Annotated in this window: 15 protein-coding genes; 8 read left to right on the top strand and 7 right to left on the bottom strand. The window is 49.2% G+C overall.

Going from position 1 to position 21,570, the window contains the following annotated elements:
• Positions 1-21: 21 nt before the first annotated feature.
• The 5 genes from AC5FX6_RS03325 to AC5FX6_RS03305 form a co-directional block, all read right to left on the bottom strand.
• Entirely contained in the window at positions 22-384 is a 363-nt protein-coding gene (locus AC5FX6_RS03325; protein WP_493595608.1) for a response regulator, read from the bottom strand.
• Positions 385-419: 35 nt separating this feature from the next.
• Complete coding sequence (locus AC5FX6_RS03320) at positions 420-1,001, bottom strand: chemotaxis protein CheW (RefSeq protein WP_493595607.1); 582 nt, start codon at positions 999-1,001, stop codon at positions 420-422.
• A 14-nt stretch (positions 1,002-1,015) separates the two neighbouring features.
• Entirely contained in the window at positions 1,016-5,584 is a 4,569-nt protein-coding gene (locus AC5FX6_RS03315) for a HAMP domain-containing protein (protein ID WP_493595606.1), read from the bottom strand.
• Positions 5,585-5,717: 133 nt separating this feature from the next.
• The gene (locus AC5FX6_RS03310) at positions 5,718-6,464 is read right to left on the bottom strand and encodes a ParA family protein (protein WP_493595605.1); all 747 of its coding nucleotides are present in this window, start codon (positions 6,462-6,464) and stop codon (positions 5,718-5,720) included.
• A gap of 96 nt (positions 6,465-6,560) precedes the next feature.
• Positions 6,561-7,049 (bottom strand): SixA phosphatase family protein, encoded by a 489-nt coding sequence (locus tag AC5FX6_RS03305; RefSeq protein WP_493595604.1) that lies wholly within the window; start codon positions 7,047-7,049, stop codon positions 6,561-6,563.
• Between the two features lie 166 nt (positions 7,050-7,215).
• On the opposite strand from AC5FX6_RS03305, the gene topA reads away from it, so the two are divergent.
• The 3 genes from topA to AC5FX6_RS03290 all read left to right on the top strand — a co-directional run bounded on the left by topA (position 7,216) and on the right by AC5FX6_RS03290 (position 13,594).
• Positions 7,216-9,648, top strand: coding sequence for a type I DNA topoisomerase (topA, locus tag AC5FX6_RS03300; protein ID WP_493595603.1), 2,433 nt, complete (start codon positions 7,216-7,218; stop codon positions 9,646-9,648).
• Between the two features lie 146 nt (positions 9,649-9,794).
• Positions 9,795-10,493 (top strand): SIR2 family NAD-dependent protein deacylase, encoded by a 699-nt coding sequence (locus AC5FX6_RS03295; protein WP_493595602.1) that lies wholly within the window; start codon positions 9,795-9,797, stop codon positions 10,491-10,493.
• A 320-nt stretch (positions 10,494-10,813) separates the two neighbouring features.
• Positions 10,814-13,594 (top strand): outer membrane beta-barrel protein, encoded by a 2,781-nt coding sequence (locus AC5FX6_RS03290; protein WP_493595601.1) that lies wholly within the window; start codon positions 10,814-10,816, stop codon positions 13,592-13,594.
• A 105-nt stretch (positions 13,595-13,699) separates the two neighbouring features.
• Here AC5FX6_RS03290 and AC5FX6_RS03285 read toward each other — a convergent pair whose 3' ends face one another.
• Positions 13,700-14,779: an o-succinylbenzoate synthase gene (locus AC5FX6_RS03285; protein ID WP_493595600.1), complete on the bottom strand. Its 1,080-nt coding sequence runs from the start codon at positions 14,777-14,779 to the stop codon at positions 13,700-13,702.
• A 146-nt stretch (positions 14,780-14,925) separates the two neighbouring features.
• Between AC5FX6_RS03285 and egtB the strand changes: the two genes are divergently transcribed.
• The 4 genes from egtB to AC5FX6_RS03265 all read left to right on the top strand — a co-directional run bounded on the left by egtB (position 14,926) and on the right by AC5FX6_RS03265 (position 19,420).
• Complete coding sequence (egtB, locus tag AC5FX6_RS03280) at positions 14,926-16,191, top strand: ergothioneine biosynthesis protein EgtB (protein ID WP_493595599.1); 1,266 nt, start codon at positions 14,926-14,928, stop codon at positions 16,189-16,191.
• Positions 16,192-16,195: 4 nt separating this feature from the next.
• Entirely contained in the window at positions 16,196-17,203 is a 1,008-nt protein-coding gene (egtD, locus tag AC5FX6_RS03275) for an L-histidine N(alpha)-methyltransferase (RefSeq protein WP_493595598.1), read from the top strand.
• A 216-nt stretch (positions 17,204-17,419) separates the two neighbouring features.
• Entirely contained in the window at positions 17,420-18,760 is a 1,341-nt protein-coding gene (locus AC5FX6_RS03270; protein ID WP_493595597.1) for an MATE family efflux transporter, read from the top strand.
• Positions 18,761-18,862: 102 nt separating this feature from the next.
• The gene (locus tag AC5FX6_RS03265; RefSeq protein WP_493595596.1) at positions 18,863-19,420 is read left to right on the top strand and encodes a DUF922 domain-containing protein; all 558 of its coding nucleotides are present in this window, start codon (positions 18,863-18,865) and stop codon (positions 19,418-19,420) included.
• A 69-nt stretch (positions 19,421-19,489) separates the two neighbouring features.
• Here the strand turns inward: AC5FX6_RS03265 and AC5FX6_RS03260 are convergent, their stop codons facing one another.
• Positions 19,490-21,031: an FAD-dependent oxidoreductase gene (locus tag AC5FX6_RS03260; RefSeq protein WP_493595595.1), complete on the bottom strand. Its 1,542-nt coding sequence runs from the start codon at positions 21,029-21,031 to the stop codon at positions 19,490-19,492.
• A 181-nt stretch (positions 21,032-21,212) separates the two neighbouring features.
• Between AC5FX6_RS03260 and AC5FX6_RS03255 the strand changes: the two genes are divergently transcribed.
• Positions 21,213-21,569, top strand: a complete 357-nt coding sequence (locus tag AC5FX6_RS03255) for a tRNA-binding protein (RefSeq protein ID WP_493595594.1) — start codon at positions 21,213-21,215, stop codon at positions 21,567-21,569.
• Position 21,570: the final 1 nt, after the last annotated feature.

The raw sequence follows: 21,570 nt of genomic DNA, 5'->3' as shown, positions 1-21,570 counted from the left end.
ACTTTTTAAGTCAGCGTAGTGCTACTCTTCCAGCGCTTTCTTGACAACCTCCAGCACCTTCTCTTCAGAGAAAGGCTTGACAATGTAAGAGAGTGCGCCATATTCCAGTGCCTCATTCACGATCACTTCCTGCCCTACAGCACTCACAATCACGATTTTCATGTCAGGTTGATCAGCTTTTATACCTTTCAGCACGTCAAGACCAGTGTTATCTGGCAAGATAACATCCAGCGTGATCAGGTCAGGGTTCGTTTCCTTGGCCAATTCTAAAGCAGTTTGTCCGTTAGGAGCTTCACCTACTATCTCGTAACCTGCATCTGTGAGCATGTTCTTGAGCATTGTGCGCATGTAGAAGGAATCATCTACAATCAGTATTCTTTTCATACTTTAAAGTATAGCTTCAATTTGAATGAATTGCTTTAATTATTCTTTAGCTCTCTAATCTCGTCCTGTGTCAGGATCTTGTACATGTCCAGCACAATGATCAGACGATTATTCACCTTGGCGATGCCTTCGATGTAATTTTCATGGATGTTAATGTCCTGCAAGAACGAAGGAGCTTTGTCGATCTTGGCCATAGAGAGATTAAGCGACTGTGGTACTTCGCGCACGATAACACCAATGCTGTACTCCTTTGCCTCTATCACCAAGGTATAGGTAATATGTGGATTAAGATCGCCAGCCAAAGGAACAGGCCGAATACCAAAACGCTCTTCCAGATCCATGATGGCGATAATATCACCACGGATATTAGCCACACCTTTAATAAAATCCGGGGTGCGCGGCATACGTGTTACATTTGGTGTAACAGTTACCTCCTTTACCTGGTCAATCTTAATCCCGTATTCTTCCGCTCCAAGCTTGAAGACGATCAGGTGAATCATCTCCTGCTTCACCACTTCTGGCTTAGCAGGAGTTTCTGCCTTTTCAGCCACCTCTACTTTATCAGTTTCAGCAGCAGCTCCAGACTGTCCCTCCTTCTTTGTTGTCTTTTCTTTCATTTGTCCGGAACGGTTTATTTGCTGCTTTCGTCAGTGTTCTTGTTTCTGGAGCTTACTGAACTTAAGCGTGAGTTCCCCGTCAACTGCTTCTGCTTTGGTTTCGCTGGCATAGAAGCCAAACGTCGATTATTCGGAGTATGGTTAAACACCAGGTTGCCGTCCACCAGCTTAAAGGCAGAGATACTGATTTGCAGATCAGCCGCAATATCGTTCAGGTTCTGAGAAGACGATGTAAGTTCCTGCATCGAAGCGGACAGTTGCTTAGCCGTACTCGCTACCTGCTGCGTACCAGAGGCTGTCTGCTCGGCAATGGCTACCACTTCTTCCACGTACTTCACTACATCTCCGATCGATGACTTCTGTACTTCAGTCGCAGTCAGGATATCCTGTGCCGTGCGAAGTGTTTCACCACTGGAAGCGGCAATATTTTTGAAGGCGCCAGATGCTTCGAATGTAGCATTCTTTCCTTTCAATACACGACCTTCCATGGTTGAGATCGCCATCGCAGCAGAGGCTGTATCTTTTTTCACGTCATCTACCAGTGTCGCAATTTCGCTGGCTGATTTGCGTGAGCCTTCGGCCAGTTTGCGGATCTCTTCGGCTACAACTGCGAAACCTCGTCCTGCTTCACCTGCACGAGCCGCCTCAATGGCAGCATTCAGGGCCAGCAAGTTAGTCTGCGCGGCAATATCAGTGATCACACCAAGTGACTTGGATATTTCCTGCGAGCGGGCGCTCAGTACTTCAATCGTTTTAGAGGTGAGTGATGCTGAGCTGGAGATTTCCTCCATGTTCTTCACCACTTCTGCCACTGTCTTCAGACCCAGCTGGGAGGTTTCCTCACCCAGTAAAGCTGATTTGTTTACCACTTCCGCACGGTTGGCCGTGTCTTTGGTGGTTTTCATGATTTCTTCTATTAGTTTGAAGGCTTGGTCTGTCTTGAGTGCCTGATTCTGTGCACCTTCTGCCATTTGCTGCATGGCAAGCGCCACATCCAGCGTTACGCGGTTCATTTCAAGACCTTTGTCTGCCATCTCTTCAGAAGAGCTTCCTACTACCAGTGAAGAATCGTTGATTTCTCCAAGCAGGGCATTCAGGTTATCAACCGCCAGATTCAAGGCATTGGCCATATCCAGGATATCACCCGCGGTATGGGCCTCTACCTTCTGGGTCAAGTCACCTTCAGAGATCGCACGCACAACGCGAGACACTTCCAGTACTGGTGTTACAATCGACTCCAATAGGTCATTGAGTGTATCTACCAGTTCTTTCCAGCTACCGCCTACACCTTGCAGTGTCGCACGCTCGGTCAGTTTTCCTTCTACACCTGCTACTCTTGCCACACGGCTAACCTCACCCGCCAGACGGTTCAGGTCGACCACCATGGTGTTGATCGTATCGGCCAGCTCCGCCACCTCGCCTCTTGCTTCCAGGGTTAGTTTTTGGGTCAGGTCACCTTTCGATACCGCGGTTACTACGCGTACTATACCTCGTACCTGTGTTGTCAGGTTAGAGGCCATCGTATTTACATTATCTGTCAGGTCTTTCCAGGTTCCGCCCACGTTTGGAACGTTGGCCTGTCCGCCCAGCTTACCTTCCGTACCCACTTCAAGGGCTACACGGGTTACCTCACCGGCGAAGATGTTCAGGGAGTCCACCATGCGGTTGATGTTTTCCTTCAACTCACCGAGCTCACCTTTCACATCCACAGACACTTTCTGGGTCAAGTCACCTTTCGCAACCGCAGTCGCTACTTTAGCGATGTCACGTACCTGCAGCGTCAGGTTGGATGCCATGGTGTTCACATTATCTGTGAGCTCTTTCCAGGTACCACGTACTTTCGGTACATTGGCCTGGCCACCGAGACGTCCTTCCGTACCCACTTCACGGGCCACTCTTGTAACTTCGTCGGCGAAGATGTTGAGTGAGTCCACCATCTGGTTCAGGTTCTCCTTCAGGTCCAAAATCTCACCGCGGGCTTCCACTGTGATCTTCTGGCTCAGGTCACCTTTTGCTACTGCTGTTGCAACCTTGGCAATGTCACGTACCTGAGAAGTCAGGTTAGACGCCATGTAGTTTACGTTATCTGTAAGGTCTTTCCAGGTTCCGGCTACGTTCGGAACATTCGCCTGACCGCCTAGTTTACCCTCCGTACCTACTTCACGGGCCACTCTTGTTACCTCGTCACCGAAGATGTTGAGTGAGTCCACCATCTGGTTAAGGTTTTCTTTCAGATCCAGGATTTCTCCTCTTGCCTCAACCGTGATTTTCTGGCTCAAGTCACCTTTCGCTACCGCGGTGGCCACTTTTGCTATACCTCGTACCTGCGTTGTCAGGTTGGAGGCCATCGTATTTACATTATCTGTCAGGTCTTTCCATACACCCGCCACGTTTGGCACGTTGGCCTGTCCGCCCAGTTTACCTTCTGTACCCACTTCAAGGGCTACACGGGTTACCTCACCGGCGAAGATGTTCAGGGAGTCCACCATGCGGTTGATGTTTTCCTTCAACTCGCCCAGCTCACCTTTCACATCCACAGACACTTTCTGCGCCAGATCACCTTTCGCAACCGCAGTCGCTACGTTGGCGATGTCACGCACCTGCAGGGTCAGGTTGGAGGCCATGGTGTTCACGTTGTCCGTAAGGTCTTTCCAAACACCACCTACATTCGGAACTGATGCCTGACCGCCAAGGCGACCTTCCGTACCCACTTCGCGAGCCACTCTTGTAACTTCGTCGGCGAAGATGTTAAGAGAGTCCACCATCTGGTTTAAGTTCTCCTTCAGGTCGGCTAGTTCGCCTTTCACGTTCACCGTGATTTTCTGGCTTAGGTCACCCTTCGCCACCGCTGTTGCTACATTGGCAATGTCGCGTACCTGAGAGGTCAGGTTAGACGCCATGTAGTTTACGTTGTCGGTCAATTCTTTCCAGATACCGGCTACGTTTGGAACGTTCGCCTGACCACCCAGTATACCTTCTGTACCTACCTCACGTGCCACACGGGTTACTTCCGCGGCAAACACATTCAGTCGGTCCACCATTTCATTCAAGATGTCTTTCAGGTCACCCAACTCACCTTTCACGTCCACAGACACTTTCTGTGTCAGGTCACCTTTCGCCACCGCGGTTGCAACTTCAGCAATGTCACGCACTTGCAGGGTTAGGTTGCCTGCCATCAGGTTCACATTGTCGGTCAGTTCTTTCCAGGTACCTTCTACATTCGGTACTGCTGCCTGACCACCTAGTTTACCTTCTGTTCCCACTTCACGGGCCACTCTGGTTACCTCACCGGCAAAGATGTTAAGTGAATCCACCATCTGGTTGATGATGTCCTTCAACTCAGCCATCTCACCGCGAACGTTTACCGTGATCTTCTGGGTCAGGTCACCTTTCGCAACTGCTGTAGACACGTTTGCTATGTCACGCATCTGCGAGGTCAGGTTGCTCGCCATCGTGTTCACGTTATCGGTAAGGTCCTTCCAAACACCACCAACATTTGGCACTTTGGCCTGGCCGCCAAGGCGACCTTCCGTACCTACCTCACGTGCCACACGCGTTACCTCGTCAGCGAAGATGTTGAGCGAGTCCACCATCTGGTTCATGTTGTCCTTCAGCTGGGCAAACTCACCGCGCACATCCACGGATACTTTTTGGGCCAGATTACCTTTCGCCACCGCAGTCGCTACATTCGAGATGTCACGTACTTGAGAGGTCAGGTTGCTGGCCATCGTATTTACATTATCTGTCAGGTCCTTCCACACACCGGCCACATTTGGCACCGATGCCTGTCCACCCAGTTTACCCTCGGTACCCACCTCCAGGGCCACACGCGTTACCTCACCTGCAAACAGGTTCAGGTTGTCAATCGTACGGTTGATCGTCTCGGCCATGACCTTAAAGTCACCTGATACCGGGATCTGGAAAGTTTCATCCAGATTACCACGCGATATGTTCTTCAGTACTTTACCCACTTCAAGTACCGGAACCGCGATGGAATCCACCAGACCGTTGATGTTATTGATCATGTCCTTCCAGAAACCGGAGGCATTCTCAGCTGAGGCACGGGCCTTTAGGTTACCCTCCACACCGGCTACTTTGGAGATACGAGACACCTCACCACCTACACCACCAATCATTTCCACCATCGAGTTATAGGCTTCGGCTATTTCCGCGAAAATGTCGTCGTTCTGCTTGGTAAGACGTACCGAGATATCCCCTTTCTTAAAGGCATCAAGAGCGTAAAGCACCTTGTTGAGTTGTTCGCCAATGTATTCAGGGCTGGACGGCAACACCTGCTTGCGGTTCTGCTTGCCATTCGGTCCGTTTTTCACAGGTATAGTGGTAGTTGGTCCCATCTTCGCACCAGCTGGATTAGAGCTTGTGTCACCGTTTGTAGCCGTAGCTTTGGGAGCTATAGTCGTTGCTGGCTCCTTCTCCTCTACGGTAGTCGTAGCGGTAGCAGGTGCTTGCTCCTTTGCTTTTGTCCGAGACGAGGTGTTCTTCTCTGGCTTCTCTTGTTGGCTGGTTTCTGCGTCACTGATGAGCTTTTCTTTGCTCAGCTTCAAATTTTTACCTAATGCCATATGTTTAGGGTTGTATGGGTTTTTGTTTTCTGTTCAGCTCACATCGGCATTGGGTAAACATGCCCGACCGAACAGAACAAAAGGAAATGTAGTGCAATTTAATCAATTTCAACCAATGTATGCAAGCTGAAGATTAGCTCGCGTGAAACTCTTCAGCCAATGCCTGATAATCTTTCGCCCCGTTAGAAGAGCCGTCGTAATCCAGCACACTCCTGCCAAATGATGGTGCTTCGGCCAGTTTCACGTTAAGTCTTATGTGGCTATCAAATATTTTCTCCTGCACATTTTCGCGCAAGTAAGCCAGCACCTCCAAACTGAGCTTGCGCCGCACATCAAACATGACCACTACGATCCCTTTAATTTTTAGTTTCGGGTTAAACGCTTTTTTTACTTTCGCAATGGTGTTCATGATCTGATCTAAACCCTGTAGCGTAAGCACCTCCATCTGCAAAGGTATCAGCACTTCATGGGCGGCAGTCAGGGCGTTTAGTGTTAAGACCGAGAGTGACGGCGGACAGTCAATCAGCACATAATCAAAACCTTTGAGCTGCGAGAGCATCGTTTTCAGGAATTTCTCACGTTCTGGCTGCGTCACCAGCGATATTTCCACGTCTACCAGTTCATTGGACCCGGGAGCCACCCAAAGCCCGTCTTTCTCAACTATAATATCTTTTATAGATTTTGTACCCAGAAAGGCCTCGGCTAACGTATGGTCAGGAGATGAAACAGCCAGGCTGTACGACAGGTTGCTTTGCGGATCCAGGTCAACCAGGAGGACTTTATGCCCTTGTTTGCTTAGTGCGCTGCCCAGGTTGATAGTGGTTGTAGTTTTGCCTGTGCCACCTTTTTGGTTAATCACAGCTACTATTTTAGTTTTCATCCAGCTTCTTGATGATCAGGTATAGGGTGCAATGAAAGTTTTATAAAGCTATCAAAAAAAAATGACAATCGATGCCACCAGCTAGAGTATCCGGCGTTATGGCTGTGTAAACTGGGTTTCGAGTTGTCCGCTTTTCAGGTGAATCTCCTGCCACGTGTCCAGTTCAAATTTTATGGCAAAGGCACCTGCGGGATCAAGATACCCCACATGCTGTTCCGTCAGCGTACGGACCAGACTCGTTATACCAGGGTTGTGCCCCACGAGCAGCACACGCGTTACATGGTCAGGCAATTGGCCGAGTACACGGAGTAACACACTATCACGCGCATTGTAAAAATCGGGCTCGTACTTGATCTGATCTTCATCAAAATAGAGCTTTTCAGCCAAAAGTCTCGCTGTCAAACCAGCTCTGGGTGCCGGACTGCTCAGAATGACATCGAACTTCCGGAACGTATCCCGGAGCCATTGGCCTGTGATGCGCGCCTGATGTTGCCCATTTTTTGTAAGTTCCCGCTCAAAGTCTGGTTGAAGCGGAAAAGGATCATTTGACTCTGCGTGGCGGCAAATGACTAACAATCGTTGCATATAAATATAAAAGAGGTCCGTATAGATAGTTAAGCTAATAAAAACAGCCTGTTCAGCAAACTATGATGGCATGTTAAACCTATGTTATCAATTTCAGGTTGTATATGTTTGAAAAAAAATTTGAACTTTGGGCAAAATTAAAATGAATCGCCCCTAAATATATAGGATGATAAAAAATCTAGTCATAGTCGAGTCACCGGCCAAGGCCAAAACGATTGAGGGATACCTGGGAAAAGATTTTGTAGTGAAATCGAGCTTCGGCCATGTGCGGGACCTGCCTAAAGACAATAATGCCATCGATGTTAAAAATAACTTCAAGCCGACGTATGTCATTTCCAACGATAAGAAGGAAGTGGTTGCCCAGCTGAAAAAGCTGGCCAAAGAAGCTGAAATGGTATGGCTAGCGTCGGACGACGACCGGGAAGGAGAAGCTATATCATGGCACCTGACCGAAGCCCTCAACCTGACTGAAGCCAAAACTCGCCGCATCGTATTCCGGGAGATCACCAAAAATGCCATCCTTAATGCCATCAGCTCACCACGTGGCATTGATATGGACCTGGTAAACGCACAGCAGGCACGCCGCGTGCTGGACCGCCTGGTAGGCTTCGAACTCTCTCCTGTGCTTTGGAAGAAGATTAAAACAGGGCTCTCGGCGGGACGTGTGCAGTCCGTTGCGGTACGCCTTGTGGTGGAGCGGGAGCGTGAAATCGAAAAATTCAACGCAGAATCAAGCTTCCGGATTACGGCTCAGTTTGATGTGCAGGGGAAAACACTGGAAGCCGAACTGCCAGCTAAGTTTAAAACAGAACAGGAAGCGCAGGACTTTTTACAGCGTTGCATCGGGGCAACCTATACCATTGGCAACCTCGAAACCAAACCGCTCAAGCGCAGCCCTGCTCCTCCGTTTACCACTTCTACCCTTCAGCAGGAAGCCAGCCGAAAGCTGTATTTCTCTGTAGCCCAAACCATGACAGTGGCGCAACGCCTGTACGAAGCCGGTAAGATCTCATACATGCGTACTGACTCCCTCAACCTGTCAGATGAGGCGATACAGGGAGCCTCCAACGCCATTCGCAATTCTTTCGGAGAGAAATTTGTAAAGACCCGACGCTTTAAGACCAAGTCGTCTGGCGCACAGGAAGCGCACGAAGCCATCCGACCAACTGATTTTTCGCAGCTGACTGCCAGTAGCGACCGCAACGAGCAGCGCTTGTATGAGTTGATCTGGAAGCGCGCCATCGCCTCACAGATGGCTGATGCCGAAATTGAAAAGACAACGGCCACCATCGACATCTCTACGCAACCTGAAAAGCTGGTTGCCACGGGTGAGGTGATCAAGTTCGAGGGATTCCTGAAGGTATACATTGAATCCAAGGATGATGAAGAAGGTGGAGACGATGATGTGAAAGGCATGTTGCCTCCGTTGAGCATCGGTCAGGACCTGGCGCTGCGTCAGATGCAGGCTACTCAGCGCTACTCCCGCCCTGCCCCAAGGTATACGGAAGCCAGCCTGGTGAAGAAGCTGGAGGAAATGGGTATAGGTCGACCATCTACTTATGCCCCTACTATCTCGACCATCCAGAAACGTGGCTATGTAGAAAAAGACAACCGCGAGGGGAAAGAGCGTAAATTCAATGTGCTGACCCTGAAAGGGGATCAACTCAGCGCTCAGACTAAAACCGAAATCACGGGCGCCGAGAAGAGCAAGCTGTTTCCAACCGATACGGCTATGGTGGTAAATGACTTTCTGGTAGAGCATTTCCCGAACGTAATTGATTACTCTTTCACAGCCCGTGTTGAGGCTGAGTTTGACGAGATCGCGCACGGTCAGCAGGAATGGGAACAGATGCTGGAGAACTTCTATGCCAAGTTCCACAAACGCATCGAAAACAGCGAGAGCATCAACCGTGCTGACGTTTCAGGAGCCCGTGAGGTAGGTATAGACCCGGTATCCGGTCAGAAAATAATTGCCAAACTGGGCCGCTTTGGTCCTTATGTGCAGCTCGGTGAGGAAAATCCAGATACGGGTGATAAACCTGTGTATGCCAGCCTACGCAAAGGGCAGTTCATTGAAAGCCTGACACTGGACGATGCACTGGATCTGTTTAAACTGCCACGCATTGTAGGTGTGTATGAAGACAAAGAAATGAAGGCGGCGATTGGCCGGTTTGGTCCTTACATCAGCCATGCCAGCAAGTTCTACTCGCTACCTAAAACGATGGATCCCATGACGGTAACAGCCGAGGAAGCCATTACGCTGATTGAGGCCAAGCGCAAAGCCGATGCCGAAAAGCTGATCAAAACGTTCGATGAAAATCCGGAAGTACAGGTGCTTAATGGCAGGTATGGCCCTTACATCGTAGTAGGCAAGAAGAATGTGAAGATTCCGAAAGGCAAAGAACCAACAGAGCTCACGCTTCAGGAGTGCCTGGACTTAGCAGAGCAAACCCCTGAAAAGAAAGGGCGCGGAGGATTTAAGAAAAAAGCCGAGGCACCAGCAGCAGAAAAGAAGCCAGCTGCGAAAAAGGCCGCAGCCAAGAAACCCGCTGCTAAAAAGCCGGCGGCCAAGAAAGCTACCGCCCCTAAGAAAAAATAAGCAAAAAGAAGCCGCTCCAATCCGAGCGGCTTCTTTTTGCTACATATCCAGGTATAAGCACTTGATATTTTTTAGTGGAGCCACTATGACCGCCAAACCTGGTTTGCTTTCATGAAGTATTAAGATCAGTTCAAATGACACATGTTATGGCTAAAAAGAGACTTGTGGTTCTTACAGGTGCAGGTATAAGTGCAGAGAGCGGTATAGCAACCTTCCGGGACGCTAACGGTCTTTGGGAAGGGCATGATGTGATGGAAGTAGCTTCGCCACAAGGCTGGCGAAAGAATCCTGAACTGGTACTGGACTTTTATAACCAGCGTCGCAAGAACGCGCATAGCGTGAAGCCTAATGCCGGCCATATAGCTTTAGTTGAACTGGAAAAGGCGTTCGATGTGCGCATCATCACTCAAAATGTAGACGATCTGCATGAACGGGCAGGTTCCTCCAACGTGATTCACCTGCACGGCAAATTGTTTGAAAGCCGTAGCACCCTCGACCCAAAACTGATCTACAAAATGGAGGGATGGCAAATTAATCTGGGTGATAAGTGCGAACGCGGTTCACAATTGCGTCCTAATATCGTGTGGTTTGGTGAGCCCGTCCCGATGATGGAGCAGGCGATGGCAGAAACGCTGCAAGCGGACATATTCCTGGTGGTAGGGACCTCTCTGGTCGTATACCCTGCAGCCGGTCTGGTAGACTTAGTACCAGATGAAGCGCCTATTATGGTGGTGGACCCCAACCTGCCCTATGTACGACCACGCCCTAACCTCCAACTTTTTGAAGAAAAGGCCAGCACAGGTATGGTAAAAGTGAAAGAGCTGCTACTTGAAAAACACCTCTAGCGCTACCTGACCACAACCCCATCCTAAAGATCACAGGTATACCTGGCAGATCTCATTCAACCTGTCTTCTTCTTAAAATATGCTGGCAGTCAATGGCTAGAGCCCTGCTTTTATGAATGACTTTCTAAGAGAAAGTCCTGTCTTGCGCGCATCGTAATATTCCCTGAAAATATTTTTAATTAATGGTTAAACCTTCACAGTCTCCACTTGCTCTAAGTGTTTTAAAAGAGGGGTTGAAGGCGATCTGCTGAAGACTCCTTTCGCAAGTATTTCCCAATAAGCTTTACACAAGAGTCCTAAAAATCTACACTACATCTAGAATGAGAAAGTTATTCTCTCTGCTGATCTTGCTGATCGGCTTTACACAGGTATACGCACAGACTGTATCCGGAACAATCCAGAGCGCTACAGACAAAAGTGGGCTGCCGGGCGCGAGTGTGGTGATGAAACGCGCCGCCAGCGAAGCGATTCTGACCACTATGACAGACGGCCAAGGTGCATTCCGCTTTGAGCGGGTTCCATCCGGAAACTATACCCTGGAGGTGCGCTTCCTGGGATACGATATGCTTTCAAAACAGGTACAGGTAGCACAGGCGCCTGTCAACCTGGGTGCGCTGAGTATGCAGGAGCAAAACACGCGCCTCGGCGAAGTACAGATCATCGGACGTGCCCCTCTCGGCGAAATGAAGGGAGATACGTCTCAGTTTAATGCCAAGGCCTTCAAAACAGCTCCGGACGCCAGTGCTGAGGATCTGGTAACCAAAATGCCTGGTGTGCAGGTACAGGATGGCCGTATTCAGGCGCAGGGCGAAGAAGTTCGACAGGTGATGATCGATGGCAAACGCTATACCGGCGAGGATGTAACATCTGCCATGCGTAACATTTCATCTGACATGATCGAGAACGTGCAGATTTTCGACGCGCAGAGTGACCAGGCTTCCTTCAGTGGTTTTGAAGATGGCAACCGACTCAAAACGATCAATTTTATTACGCGCAAAGACCGTCGTGAGGGCTATACCGGCAAGATATCAGCAGGCTACGGCACTGATGACCGCTACATGGCCGGTGCAGCCATCAACTTCTTTAAAGATGACCGTCGCATCACTTTAACCGGACTGACGAACAACATTAATATGTTCGACTTCTCGATTGGCGAAACACCTGGTGGTGGCATGCGCGGTCGTAGAGGGGGTTGGGGCGGTGGCTCCCCTATCGGTATCATCAATACCAACAATTTCGGTATCAACTACCAGGACAAATGGGGTAAGAAAGTGGACGTAAGTGCCAATTACAACTATACCAACCGTGACATCGTCAACGACCAGTACCGTTTCCGTGATTTTGTGTCTGACGAAGCCGGATTGCAATACACGGAAGACGCCAACAACAGAGACCGTGAGGACGGACATCGTCTGAACATGCGCCTGCAGTATAACATCAACGAGAATAATCGCCTGCTTGTAACACCGAGCCTGCGTATCCAGAACGACAATAACTTTACGGCGAGAGTTGCCCGCACCTTCGATCTGGAAGGTACCTTGTCAGAGTCGCTTAACCGCTCCAGCTCTGACAATGCCTCATTTAACTTCAGCAACAACATCCTTTATTCGAAGCGATTCGGTGATTCAGGCCGCATCCTGACGACCAACTTCAACACCAGCATCAACAATGTGGAAGGAGATGGTTACCAGTTTGAGCAGACCCAGAACTTTGAAGACCCCAACCGTGACGTACTGCGTGACCAGTATATCCGACTCGATCGCAAAAACCTAAGCTGGTCAGGCAGCACCAATTACTCGCAGCGCCTGGGTGAGAAATCACGCTGGCAGTTAGAGTATAGCATTGGCAACCAGATGCGTGACTCAGATCGCAGAACATTTGATTTTGCCGAGTCTGACTATACTGAGTTCAACATGCCGTTGAGCAGCACTTTCAAGAGTGATTACCTTTCGCAGAGTATTGGACCAAGCTATCAGTACCGTGATGACAAGGCCAGATTGCAGGTGAATGCCCGTTATCAGTACGCCACACTCAATACCGACAGCCAATTCCCTGTTGACCTGGAGCCAATGGAGCGCAGATTCAACAACTTCCTGCCTTCTGCAGAGTACGAGTACAAGTTTTCACAGTCACAGAACCTGACACTCAACCTGAGAACCAATACCAACGTCCCTTCGGTGGAGCAGCTGCAGGAAGTGCTTGATATTTCGAACCCTTTGCAAGCCCGTATTGGTAATGCCAATCTGGACCAGGATTACCAGACTCGTTTTAACATGCGCTACCGTAACTTTAATGCTGAAACCAACCGCGTGTTCTTCATCGGCATGTTTGGTACCTTGACCAACAACTATGTTGCTAACAGCGTGTACACGACCAATGTGCCCGAAGGTATAGCTGAGGGCTATGAACTGCGCCCGGGTGCTCGATTAAGCCGCCCTGTTAACCTGGATGGTTATTACAACGTGCGTTCATTCTTCAATTATGGACAGCCACTTAACTTCATCAGCTCTAACTTTAACCTGAATGGCTCGGTAGGTTATTCCAGAATACCGGGTATGATTGATGAGCAGATCAATTATGCTAACAATACCAACCTGGGTGCCGGCTTCAACATCAGCAGTAACATCAGTGAGAAGATTGACTTCACCGTATCAACTTTCTCTAGCTACAATATCGTATCGAACACGCTGCGCACTACACAGAATAATAACTTCTTCAACCAGAACACCAATGTGCGATACAACTGGATTCTTTGGAAAGACCTGGTGTACCGCACCGAGTTAAACCACCAGTACAACGGAGGACTTTCTGCCGGCGTGGACAAAAACGTACTGCTTTGGAACATGAGTTTGGGTAAGAAAATATTCAAAGACAAGCAGGGTGAGATCAGCCTGAGCGTGAATGACCTGATGAACCAGAATGTAAGCGTTCGCCGCAACATCACTGAATCTTATGTAGAAGACGTGCAGTCTACAGTATTGCAGCGCTTCTTCATGTTGACTTTCTCTTACAACATCCGCAGCTATAAAGGTGCTCCGGCTACTGATGAGAACATGCAGCGTGGCCCGGGTATGCGTGGCGGTCGTCCAGGATCGAACTAGGTCATACCCATTCCTGATAACAGAAGAGGCCTGCAAATTTTGCAGGCCTCTTCTGTTTTATACGATTGCGCAGGTATAGGTATAGGCATAGATATAGGTATAGTCTTAAGCCTGTTCAGGTAATTCGTCCCAAGCTTCGTCACTATACCAGAGCCAACCCTTGTTTATCTGGAGCGGCGAAGAGATGTTATTATGATAGAGTTGTCCGGTGCCGAGCCCTTGGGGTAAGTTGATCCCGTAATTGGCCGTGAACTGGCTGATCGCATTGAGCCCAATATTCGATTCCAGAGCAGAAGTCATCCACCAGCCTATATTTCGTTTTTCTGCCAGTTCTATCCAGTCTGAGCTTGCTCTGAGCCCTCCTACCAGAGTTGGTTTCAGAATGATGTACTGTGGCTTTACAAATTCCAGCAGTTCGACTTGTTTAGCTGTCACCTGCACGCCGATCAGCTCTTCGTCGAGCGCAATAGGTATAGGCGTATACGCGCAAAGCTGTTGCATCTGCTCAAGCTGCCCCTGCCGGATGGGTTGTTCAATGGAATGCAGGCTATACCTAGCCAGTCGCTCCAGCTTTCGAAAGGCATCATCAGGCGCAAAAGCACCGTTGGCATCCACCCGTATGGTCAGGTCCTCGGGCCCGGCCACTTCCCGTATCTGGTGCAGTATCTCAAGCTCTGTGGCAAAATCCAGACTGCCAATTTTAAGCTTCAGACAAGTATAGCCCTCCGAAAGTTTCGCTCTGATCTGCTGCTGCATAAAGTCCTTCTCTCCCATCCAGATCAAGCCGTTGATAGGTATACATGCCTTGCCCTTACTAAAATCATTCAGGTATAGCTGTTTTCTTCCTCCCTGCTCCAGGTCCAGCAAAGCTGTTTCAAGTGCAAACCGGATGGCCGGCCAGTCCTGCAGCTTTTCATTTCTGACCAATTCTTTCACATCATTTACTGAATATCGACGCTCCCCGAACTCCTTCTCCAGTTCACTGAGCTTGTCCTCTAACTCCGGTCGGGCATCGATGCTTAAACCAGGTAGCGGTGCACACTCCCCTATACCAGCCTGCTCTGGCTGGTCTGAGTCGCGTAGCACCACATAGTATACCTGATGCGTGCGCATAGCCCCGCGGGAGGTGCGGGCATCGAACTTGAACTGAAGCTGGTGCGGTCTGATTGTCAGTTGTAAGGACATCGTTGCAATAAATTAGTCTTTCCAATATCGGCTTATCGAAAACAAAGTACGTAGAAAATGAGTTAACACGACAGTTAGAAGCACTTTAATACATTTCAAGCGCTGTATTACGCTGCCTCTATACCTCTTCGCAAAGCCAGATGCCTATGACAACTACAACTGCCTCCCTCAGCCAGATCACTCGTGAGCGATTTGACCAGATTCGGGCGCAGACTGAGAAAATCTGTTCTCCACTGGAACCTGAAGATACCGTGGTGCAGCCCATGGTAGACGTAAGTCCTCCTAAATGGCATATGGCTCATACGACCTGGTTTTTTGAGCAATTTGTGCTGGGTACTTCCCTCAAAAACTACAAGGTATTTCACCCAAATTATGCCTTTCTGTTCAATTCATACTACAACTCAGTTGGCAATCGCGTGCAGCGGGCCGAGCGAAGTACGCTCACCAGGCCGCCTTTGCGGGATGTGTATGCGTACCGACGCCATGTAAATGAGCACATGGGTGAACTGCTGCAAAACGTTAGAGAGGACCAGTTAGAAAAGCTACTACCCGTACTAGAGCTAGGCTTGCAACATGAACAGCAACACCAGGAACTGCTTCTGACTGATATTAAATACATCCTTAGCACTAATCCACTCCTCCCGGCTTATGCCAAGTCCAATACAGTCTCATCATCTTCAGAACATGGAAAACCTGAGTTCCTGGAAGTTCTGGGTGGAATATACCGTATCGGTTTTCAGGGAGATGGCTTTAGCTTCGATAATGAACTGGGTGTACACGAGGTGCTGCTAGCCGACTTTAGCGTCATGAACCGCCTTGTGACAAACAGGGAGTACCTGGAGTTTATGCAGGATGGCGGTTATAGCGATTTCCGTTTCTGGCTGGACGAAGGCCTGGCCCTTGTGCGAAGCACCGGTCTGAAGTCACCGCTTTACTGGGTGGAACAGGATGGTGACTGGTATCAGTATTCCATGCACGGCCTCGAAAAACTGGACTTGAACAAACCAGTGAGTCATATCAGTTTTTATGAAGCGCAGGCTTACGCCTCCTGGTCAGGCAAGCGACTTCTGACAGAGTTTGAGTGGGAAGCTGCCTCTCAGGTGTACTCACCCACCACTGGCAACTTTCAGGAATCCGGCCTGTATGAACCCAAGGCTGCTGCACACGATTCAGGCATGCAGCAACTTTATGGAGATGCCTGGGAATGGACCTATAGTGCCTATCATCCTTACCCTGGGTTTACAACTGCCGCCGGGGCACTAGGCGAGTACAATGGTAAGTTTATGATCAACCAGATGGTGCTGCGAGGTGGATCCTGTGCCACACCAGAGCGTCACATCAGAACAACCTACCGCAATTTCTTTCACCCTGACAAACGCTGGCAGTTCACCGGAATAAGGCTGGCACACTAACACTATGCTACTACAAACAACACCAAATACTTTGATTGACCTTTCGCGCAAAACCGATGGCAGCCAGGACCGAGCTGAGTTTGCCAAAGACGTAGCCGATGGCCTGCGCCAAAATCCCAAGAAAATGTCATCGCGTTATTTCTACGATGCCAAGGGAAGCAGGCTTTTCCAGCAGATCATGGCATTGCCGGAGTATTATCTGACACGTGCCGAATATAGTTTACTGGAACAGCACCGATCAGCTATGGCCAGTGCTTTTGCGGAAGATGGTTTCTTTCACCTGGTCGATCTGGGTGCTGGAGACGCTATGAAAACCAAGCTAATGTTAGAAGAACTCGTCGCACAGGAGAAGGCCTTTGATTATGTCCCCATGGACATTTCTGGCTCGGCCATGCAGGAACTGAGCAAGGACCTGAAACAAGCACACCCGCAGATGCAAGTGCAAGCCGTAGTGGCAGAGTATATAACCGGCCTGAAATGGCTTGAGGAGCATCTGACTGAACGAAAGGTTGTGTTGTTTCTGGGTTCTAACATTGGCAATTTTGAACGTGAAGAAGGATTAGATTTTTTAAACCAGATCAGGCAGCATGTCAGATTAGGGGATCTGTTTCTTTTGGGCGTAGATTTGCTCAAAGACCCTTATACGATACTGGCCGCTTACAATGATGACAGCGGGATTACAGCCGCCTTTAACATGAACCTGTTAGAGCGTATCAACCGGGAATTAGGAGGCAATTTCGATTTAAATAACTTCCGACATTTTGCCCTGTTCGATCCACAGTTAGGGGTCATGAAGAGCTATCTGGTAAGCCAGTGCGATCAGCAGGTATACCTGGAAGCGACAGATGAGCACTACACTTTCGAAGCCTGGGAAGCAATTCACACTGAAAACTCACATAAGTATACCCTGCAACTGGCTACTGAAATGGGGCGTCAGGCCGGGTTTGAGTTAGTGACTTCCTATCTAGATGAACAAGGCGGCTTTGCAGATATGCTTTTTAAAGCTGTCTGAATGTCTTAATTGCATGAATCAAACAGTATGACTACCAAAAAAAAAATTTTAACTGCAGCGCTTTTATTGCTTCCGATACCGGCGAAAGCAATTTTAGAAAAGCTTCGGAGCCTCCGCAAAGGCTCTTAACCAAATCTTAAAGCGCACTAATGCTATTGTACTGGTGCTGGGCACGGGAAAAAAAACTAATTTTGCACTCCTTTTCCCCGTACCCCTATGAGATCAGAAGAATACAGAGAACACTTCCGTAAAAATTTCCTGCTGGCTTACCCTGTTGTGCTAAGTCAGTTGGGGCACATTATGGTAAGTGTGTTTGACAGCCTGATGGTGGGGCAGATCGGTACTATACCTTTGGCCGCCGCCTCCCTGGGTAACAGTATATTCACGATTACGCTGGTTTTCGGTCTGGGGGTTTCTTACAGCATTACACCGCTGATTGCCGCAGCAGATGGGCGACGCAATTACACCCGTATCTCTCTGCTCCTGCTCAATGGTCTGTTTTCTAACCTCCTGCTGGGCATCATCCTCTTCATTGCCGGCTATTTTCTTTCTCCCTATATCACCTGGCTCGACCAGCCGGAGGAAGTGGTCAGGATGGCAATCCCTTATATCAATATTCTGTTCCTATCAATGGTCCCGTTGATGGTGTTTCAGGCTTTCCGGCAGTTTGCGGAAGGGCTTTCGCTCACCAAACAGGCGATGTATATTTCCATAATTGCCAATGGTCTCAACGTAGTGCTCAATTACATTCTTATATTCGGTAAGCTGGGTTTTGAGCCAATGGGCTTAGTTGGCGCAGGATGGGCTACGCTGATCTCACGCATTATCATGGCCCTGATGATGGGCGGCTATGTGCTTTACGCGAAGCGATTTGTCGCATTTCACCGCTTCCTCACGTTCCGGCATCTGTCATTTGTGCACATGTACCATATATTCCGATTAGGTCTGCCTATCTCCGGTCAAATGGTATTTGAAATGGGAGCCTTTAGTTTTTCAGCTATCATGATCGGGTGGCTCGGTGCACGCGAGCTGGCGGCACACCAGATCGCCATCAATATTGCTTCGGTTACCTACATGATGGCAAGCGGCATCGCAGCTGCAGCGACCATTAGGGTGGGCAATCAGAAGGGACTACGCAACTACAGGGCCATGCAAGTAGCAGGGATCAGTAGCTTTGCCATGGGCGTTCTTTTCATGATGACCAGTGGACTTCTTATGATTGCTGGCAAAAATTTCATACCTTCCCTTTACATTGACGATCCGGTTGTGATCGAGATAGCCTCTACCCTATTGATTATAGCCGCACTGTTCCAGATTTCGGACGGTGTGCAGGTAGTGGGGCTTGGGGCCCTTAGAGGTCTGGAAGACGTGCGTATACCTGGGGTAATTTCCCTTATCGCTTATTGGGTAATCGGTCTGCCGGTTGGGTATATACTCTGCTTCAAACTCGACTTTGGCGTCAATGGTGTCTGGACCGGTTTGTTAGTTGGCTTATCTGTTGCTGCTATATTACTATTCTGGCGCTTTAAAATGCTAAGCAGCAGGCTTAGCAAATAAAATAATGCAATAGTGGCACCTATTTAAAAAACCCATTGTTGCCCCGATAGAGACTTTTTAAACTTTTAGCCGATGTTTATTATCACTCTACTCCTTAGCCTTATGGTAGGCCTACTTATGCCGTATCCTACCCCAGCCGGTTCACCGGCGTCTGTGATTTATGTTCTGAACCCTGCCGGTCTCAGCGTTTCTAACAACGAGCACCTGGCCTGGTCAGCTTCCCGTAAGTTGAACTGGGAAGACTTCAGGGGTACACCGGAATCAAGTAACCCCCATCATGCGCTCACTGCAGCCAACCTGGCAGTAGACGCCCGCTGCAAAGACAACAAGTTTTACTATGAAGTAAAGTGTGTGTTTCTTCCGGGTGAGTCGTGGTCCAAGAACAAGCAGTCTGACAAATTGCTGGCACATGAGCAGCTTCATTTTGACCTGACGGAAGTACACGCCCGTATGCTTCGCAAAGAACTGAAAGAACTGGGTATATCTTGCGGCAACCTCAAAACGAATCTGAACACAACCGTTGGATCGGCCTTCAAGGCTTGGAAAGCGGAGCAGGACCAGTTCGACAAAGTGTCACGCCATGGTCTGGATGCACAGCTACAGCAGGAATGGGCTGACAATATTTCGAGACGATTGCAGGAATTAGACGCCTGGAAATAGATTTTAAAACAAGAAGCCCTGCTTTATTCTAGAGTAAAGCAGGGCTTCTTGTTTTGCTGTTGCTAGCTATTATTCCGCCGGACCAAGGTCTTTGGAGGCCGGACCTGTGATTACTTTACCGAACGGGTCGAAGCGGGAACCGTGGCATGGACAGTCCCAGGAGCTTTCAACCTCATTCCAGTGCACTACGCAACCCAGGTGTGTACATACAGCGGAGCATTGATGTCTGACACCGTCCTGGTCGCAGTAAACAGCCACTTTGCTCATCCCCTTGCGCATTATTTTGCCAGTGCCCGGTAACACTTCTGATGGATCCTCAACTTCACCGGGCGTTACGTAATCCTTAAATTGTGCGGCTACATTGAGGTTTTCTTTCAAAAACTCTCCCACCGACTTTGTATTTTTTCGGCCTGGATCATAGAGGTTTTCCCATGGGTTAGGCCTTCCCTGGATCAGATCAGTGATCAGCATGCCGGCTATGGTCCCGTGTGTCATGCCATGGCCTGAATCGCCTGTAGCAATGTAGACATTGTCACTATCTCCCGGATTGCGGCCGATGAACCCTAATCCATCCACTGGCTCAAATACCTGGCCCGACCAGCGATACATTACATCCTTTGCCATTGGGAAGTGCTTGCGAGTCCAGCGCTCAAGTGCATCGAAGCGCTGGCTCAGGTGATCTCCCTGTCCCGTTTTATGGTCCTCGCCGCCTACGATCAACAGGTCCAGGCCTTCTCCTTCTTCACTACCTGTCTTCCCTTTGAGCAAACGCACATAATGATAAGGGTCTTCCATATCCCAGTAAAGTGCATCAGGCACATCGCCTTCCCGTACAGTAACTCCGATCGCGTAGGTCCGGTATGGGGCCTGCTTTGTATGCATCGTCACCATGTCATTGATCGGCGTATTGGTCGCCACTACGAGGTGGTTTGCCGCAACAGCATGACCGATATCAGACACCACAGATACCACAGGGCCGGTATCAAAACGCTCGACCTTCGTTTTCGTAAAAATGCGCCCACCAGCGTTGATAAAAGCGCCTGCTACGGCAGACAGGTATTTCAAAACATGGAAGTGCGCCTGGTTTGGGTATTGCAGACAAGGATACTCTGTGAGTGTACTGACCGGACTGTGTTTGCGGAGCACCACATCCAGCCAGCCAATTTTTTGAACGGCCTCCAACTCACGCATCAGATCATCCTGCTGCTGATTGTCAGTGGCAAAAAGATAACCGTCTACCCGGGCAAAGTCACAATCTATGTTTTCATCTTTTATGATCTGTTCGATCTTATCAATTGCCTGTCCATGGCTTTGGGCGGCGAGACGGGCCCCGTCCTCGCCAAACAGTCGGATTAGTTCGTCAAAGCGTTCGTCCAGTGCATTGGACAGGTGAGCTGTCGTGCGGCTGGTTTCACCACCCCCGATTTCCTTGGCCTCCAGCAGTACAACGTCACGTCCCTCTTTGGCCAGTAGGTAAGCAGTCGTTATACCTGCTATACCTCCTCCGACCACACACACATCACATTTTATGTTGTCATGGAGGGGATTGGTCTTAGGCATCGTTATGTTTTCCACCCATACAGGATAGCTAGCTCCGGATTCTCTTTTCATAGTTTTATGGTTTTGCAATAGCTTCGTCTGACTTATACTTTTAGCTTTTTTAACAGTAAGAAAGCCAGTTGCATAGGATACGCGGGTATAGGCCTAATGTTACTGAACGGCCCCTCAGCAGCGTGTAAGCACCATATTTTAAAGTAGTTTTATTAACTTGGGGAGAAAAACAGACCAAAAGATGCATACACCCGAACAGGCTATGCCGACTATTTCATGGCAGCATTTCGAACAGACGGATATCCGTGTGGGCACAATTGTAGAGGCTTCGGACTTTCCGGAAGCACGCAAACCCGCCTATAAGTTATTGATAGACCTGGGCCCACTGGGCATGAAAAAATCCAGCGCTCAAATTACGAAGCACTATTCTTTAGAAGACCTGCCTGGGAAGCAGGTGTTATGCGTAGCCAATCTGGGGAACAAACAGATCGGCAAATACATGTCAGAGGTGCTGGTGACAGGCTTTGCGGACGAAAGCGGTGATATTATACTGGCGCAACCCGCTGGACCAGTGCCCAACGGAAGTAAACTGATTTAAA

Source organism: Pontibacter sp. LHS2 (assembly GCF_058932845.1).
This window is presented reverse-complemented; position numbering and strand designations above follow the sequence as displayed.

Bases quoted from the DNA above. Each gene is read 5' to 3' on its own strand.
- topA (WP_493595603.1), top strand. From the start codon at position 7,216: ATGATAAAAAATCTAGTCATAGTCGAGTCACCGGCCAAGGCCAAAACG.
- AC5FX6_RS03290 (WP_493595601.1), top strand. From the start codon at position 10,814: ATGAGAAAGTTATTCTCTCTGCTGATCTTGCTGATCGGCTTTACACAG.
- AC5FX6_RS03310 (WP_493595605.1), bottom strand. From the start codon at position 6,464: ATGAAAACTAAAATAGTAGCTGTGATTAACCAAAAAGGTGGCACAGGC.
- egtB (WP_493595599.1), top strand. From the start codon at position 14,926: ATGACAACTACAACTGCCTCCCTCAGCCAGATCACTCGTGAGCGATTT.
- AC5FX6_RS03325 (WP_493595608.1), bottom strand. From the start codon at position 384: ATGAAAAGAATACTGATTGTAGATGATTCCTTCTACATGCGCACAATG.
- AC5FX6_RS03270 (WP_493595597.1), top strand. From the start codon at position 17,420: ATGAGATCAGAAGAATACAGAGAACACTTCCGTAAAAATTTCCTGCTG.
- AC5FX6_RS03260 (WP_493595595.1), bottom strand. From the start codon at position 21,031: ATGAAAAGAGAATCCGGAGCTAGCTATCCTGTATGGGTGGAAAACATA.
- AC5FX6_RS03285 (WP_493595600.1), bottom strand. From the start codon at position 14,779: ATGTCCTTACAACTGACAATCAGACCGCACCAGCTTCAGTTCAAGTTC.
- AC5FX6_RS03255 (WP_493595594.1), top strand. From the start codon at position 21,213: ATGCATACACCCGAACAGGCTATGCCGACTATTTCATGGCAGCATTTC.
- AC5FX6_RS03315 (WP_493595606.1), bottom strand. From the start codon at position 5,584: ATGGCATTAGGTAAAAATTTGAAGCTGAGCAAAGAAAAGCTCATCAGT.
- AC5FX6_RS03295 (WP_493595602.1), top strand. From the start codon at position 9,795: ATGGCTAAAAAGAGACTTGTGGTTCTTACAGGTGCAGGTATAAGTGCA.
- AC5FX6_RS03265 (WP_493595596.1), top strand. From the start codon at position 18,863: ATGGTAGGCCTACTTATGCCGTATCCTACCCCAGCCGGTTCACCGGCG.
- AC5FX6_RS03305 (WP_493595604.1), bottom strand. From the start codon at position 7,049: ATGCAACGATTGTTAGTCATTTGCCGCCACGCAGAGTCAAATGATCCT.
- AC5FX6_RS03320 (WP_493595607.1), bottom strand. From the start codon at position 1,001: ATGAAAGAAAAGACAACAAAGAAGGAGGGACAGTCTGGAGCTGCTGCT.
- egtD (WP_493595598.1), top strand. From the start codon at position 16,196: ATGCTACTACAAACAACACCAAATACTTTGATTGACCTTTCGCGCAAA.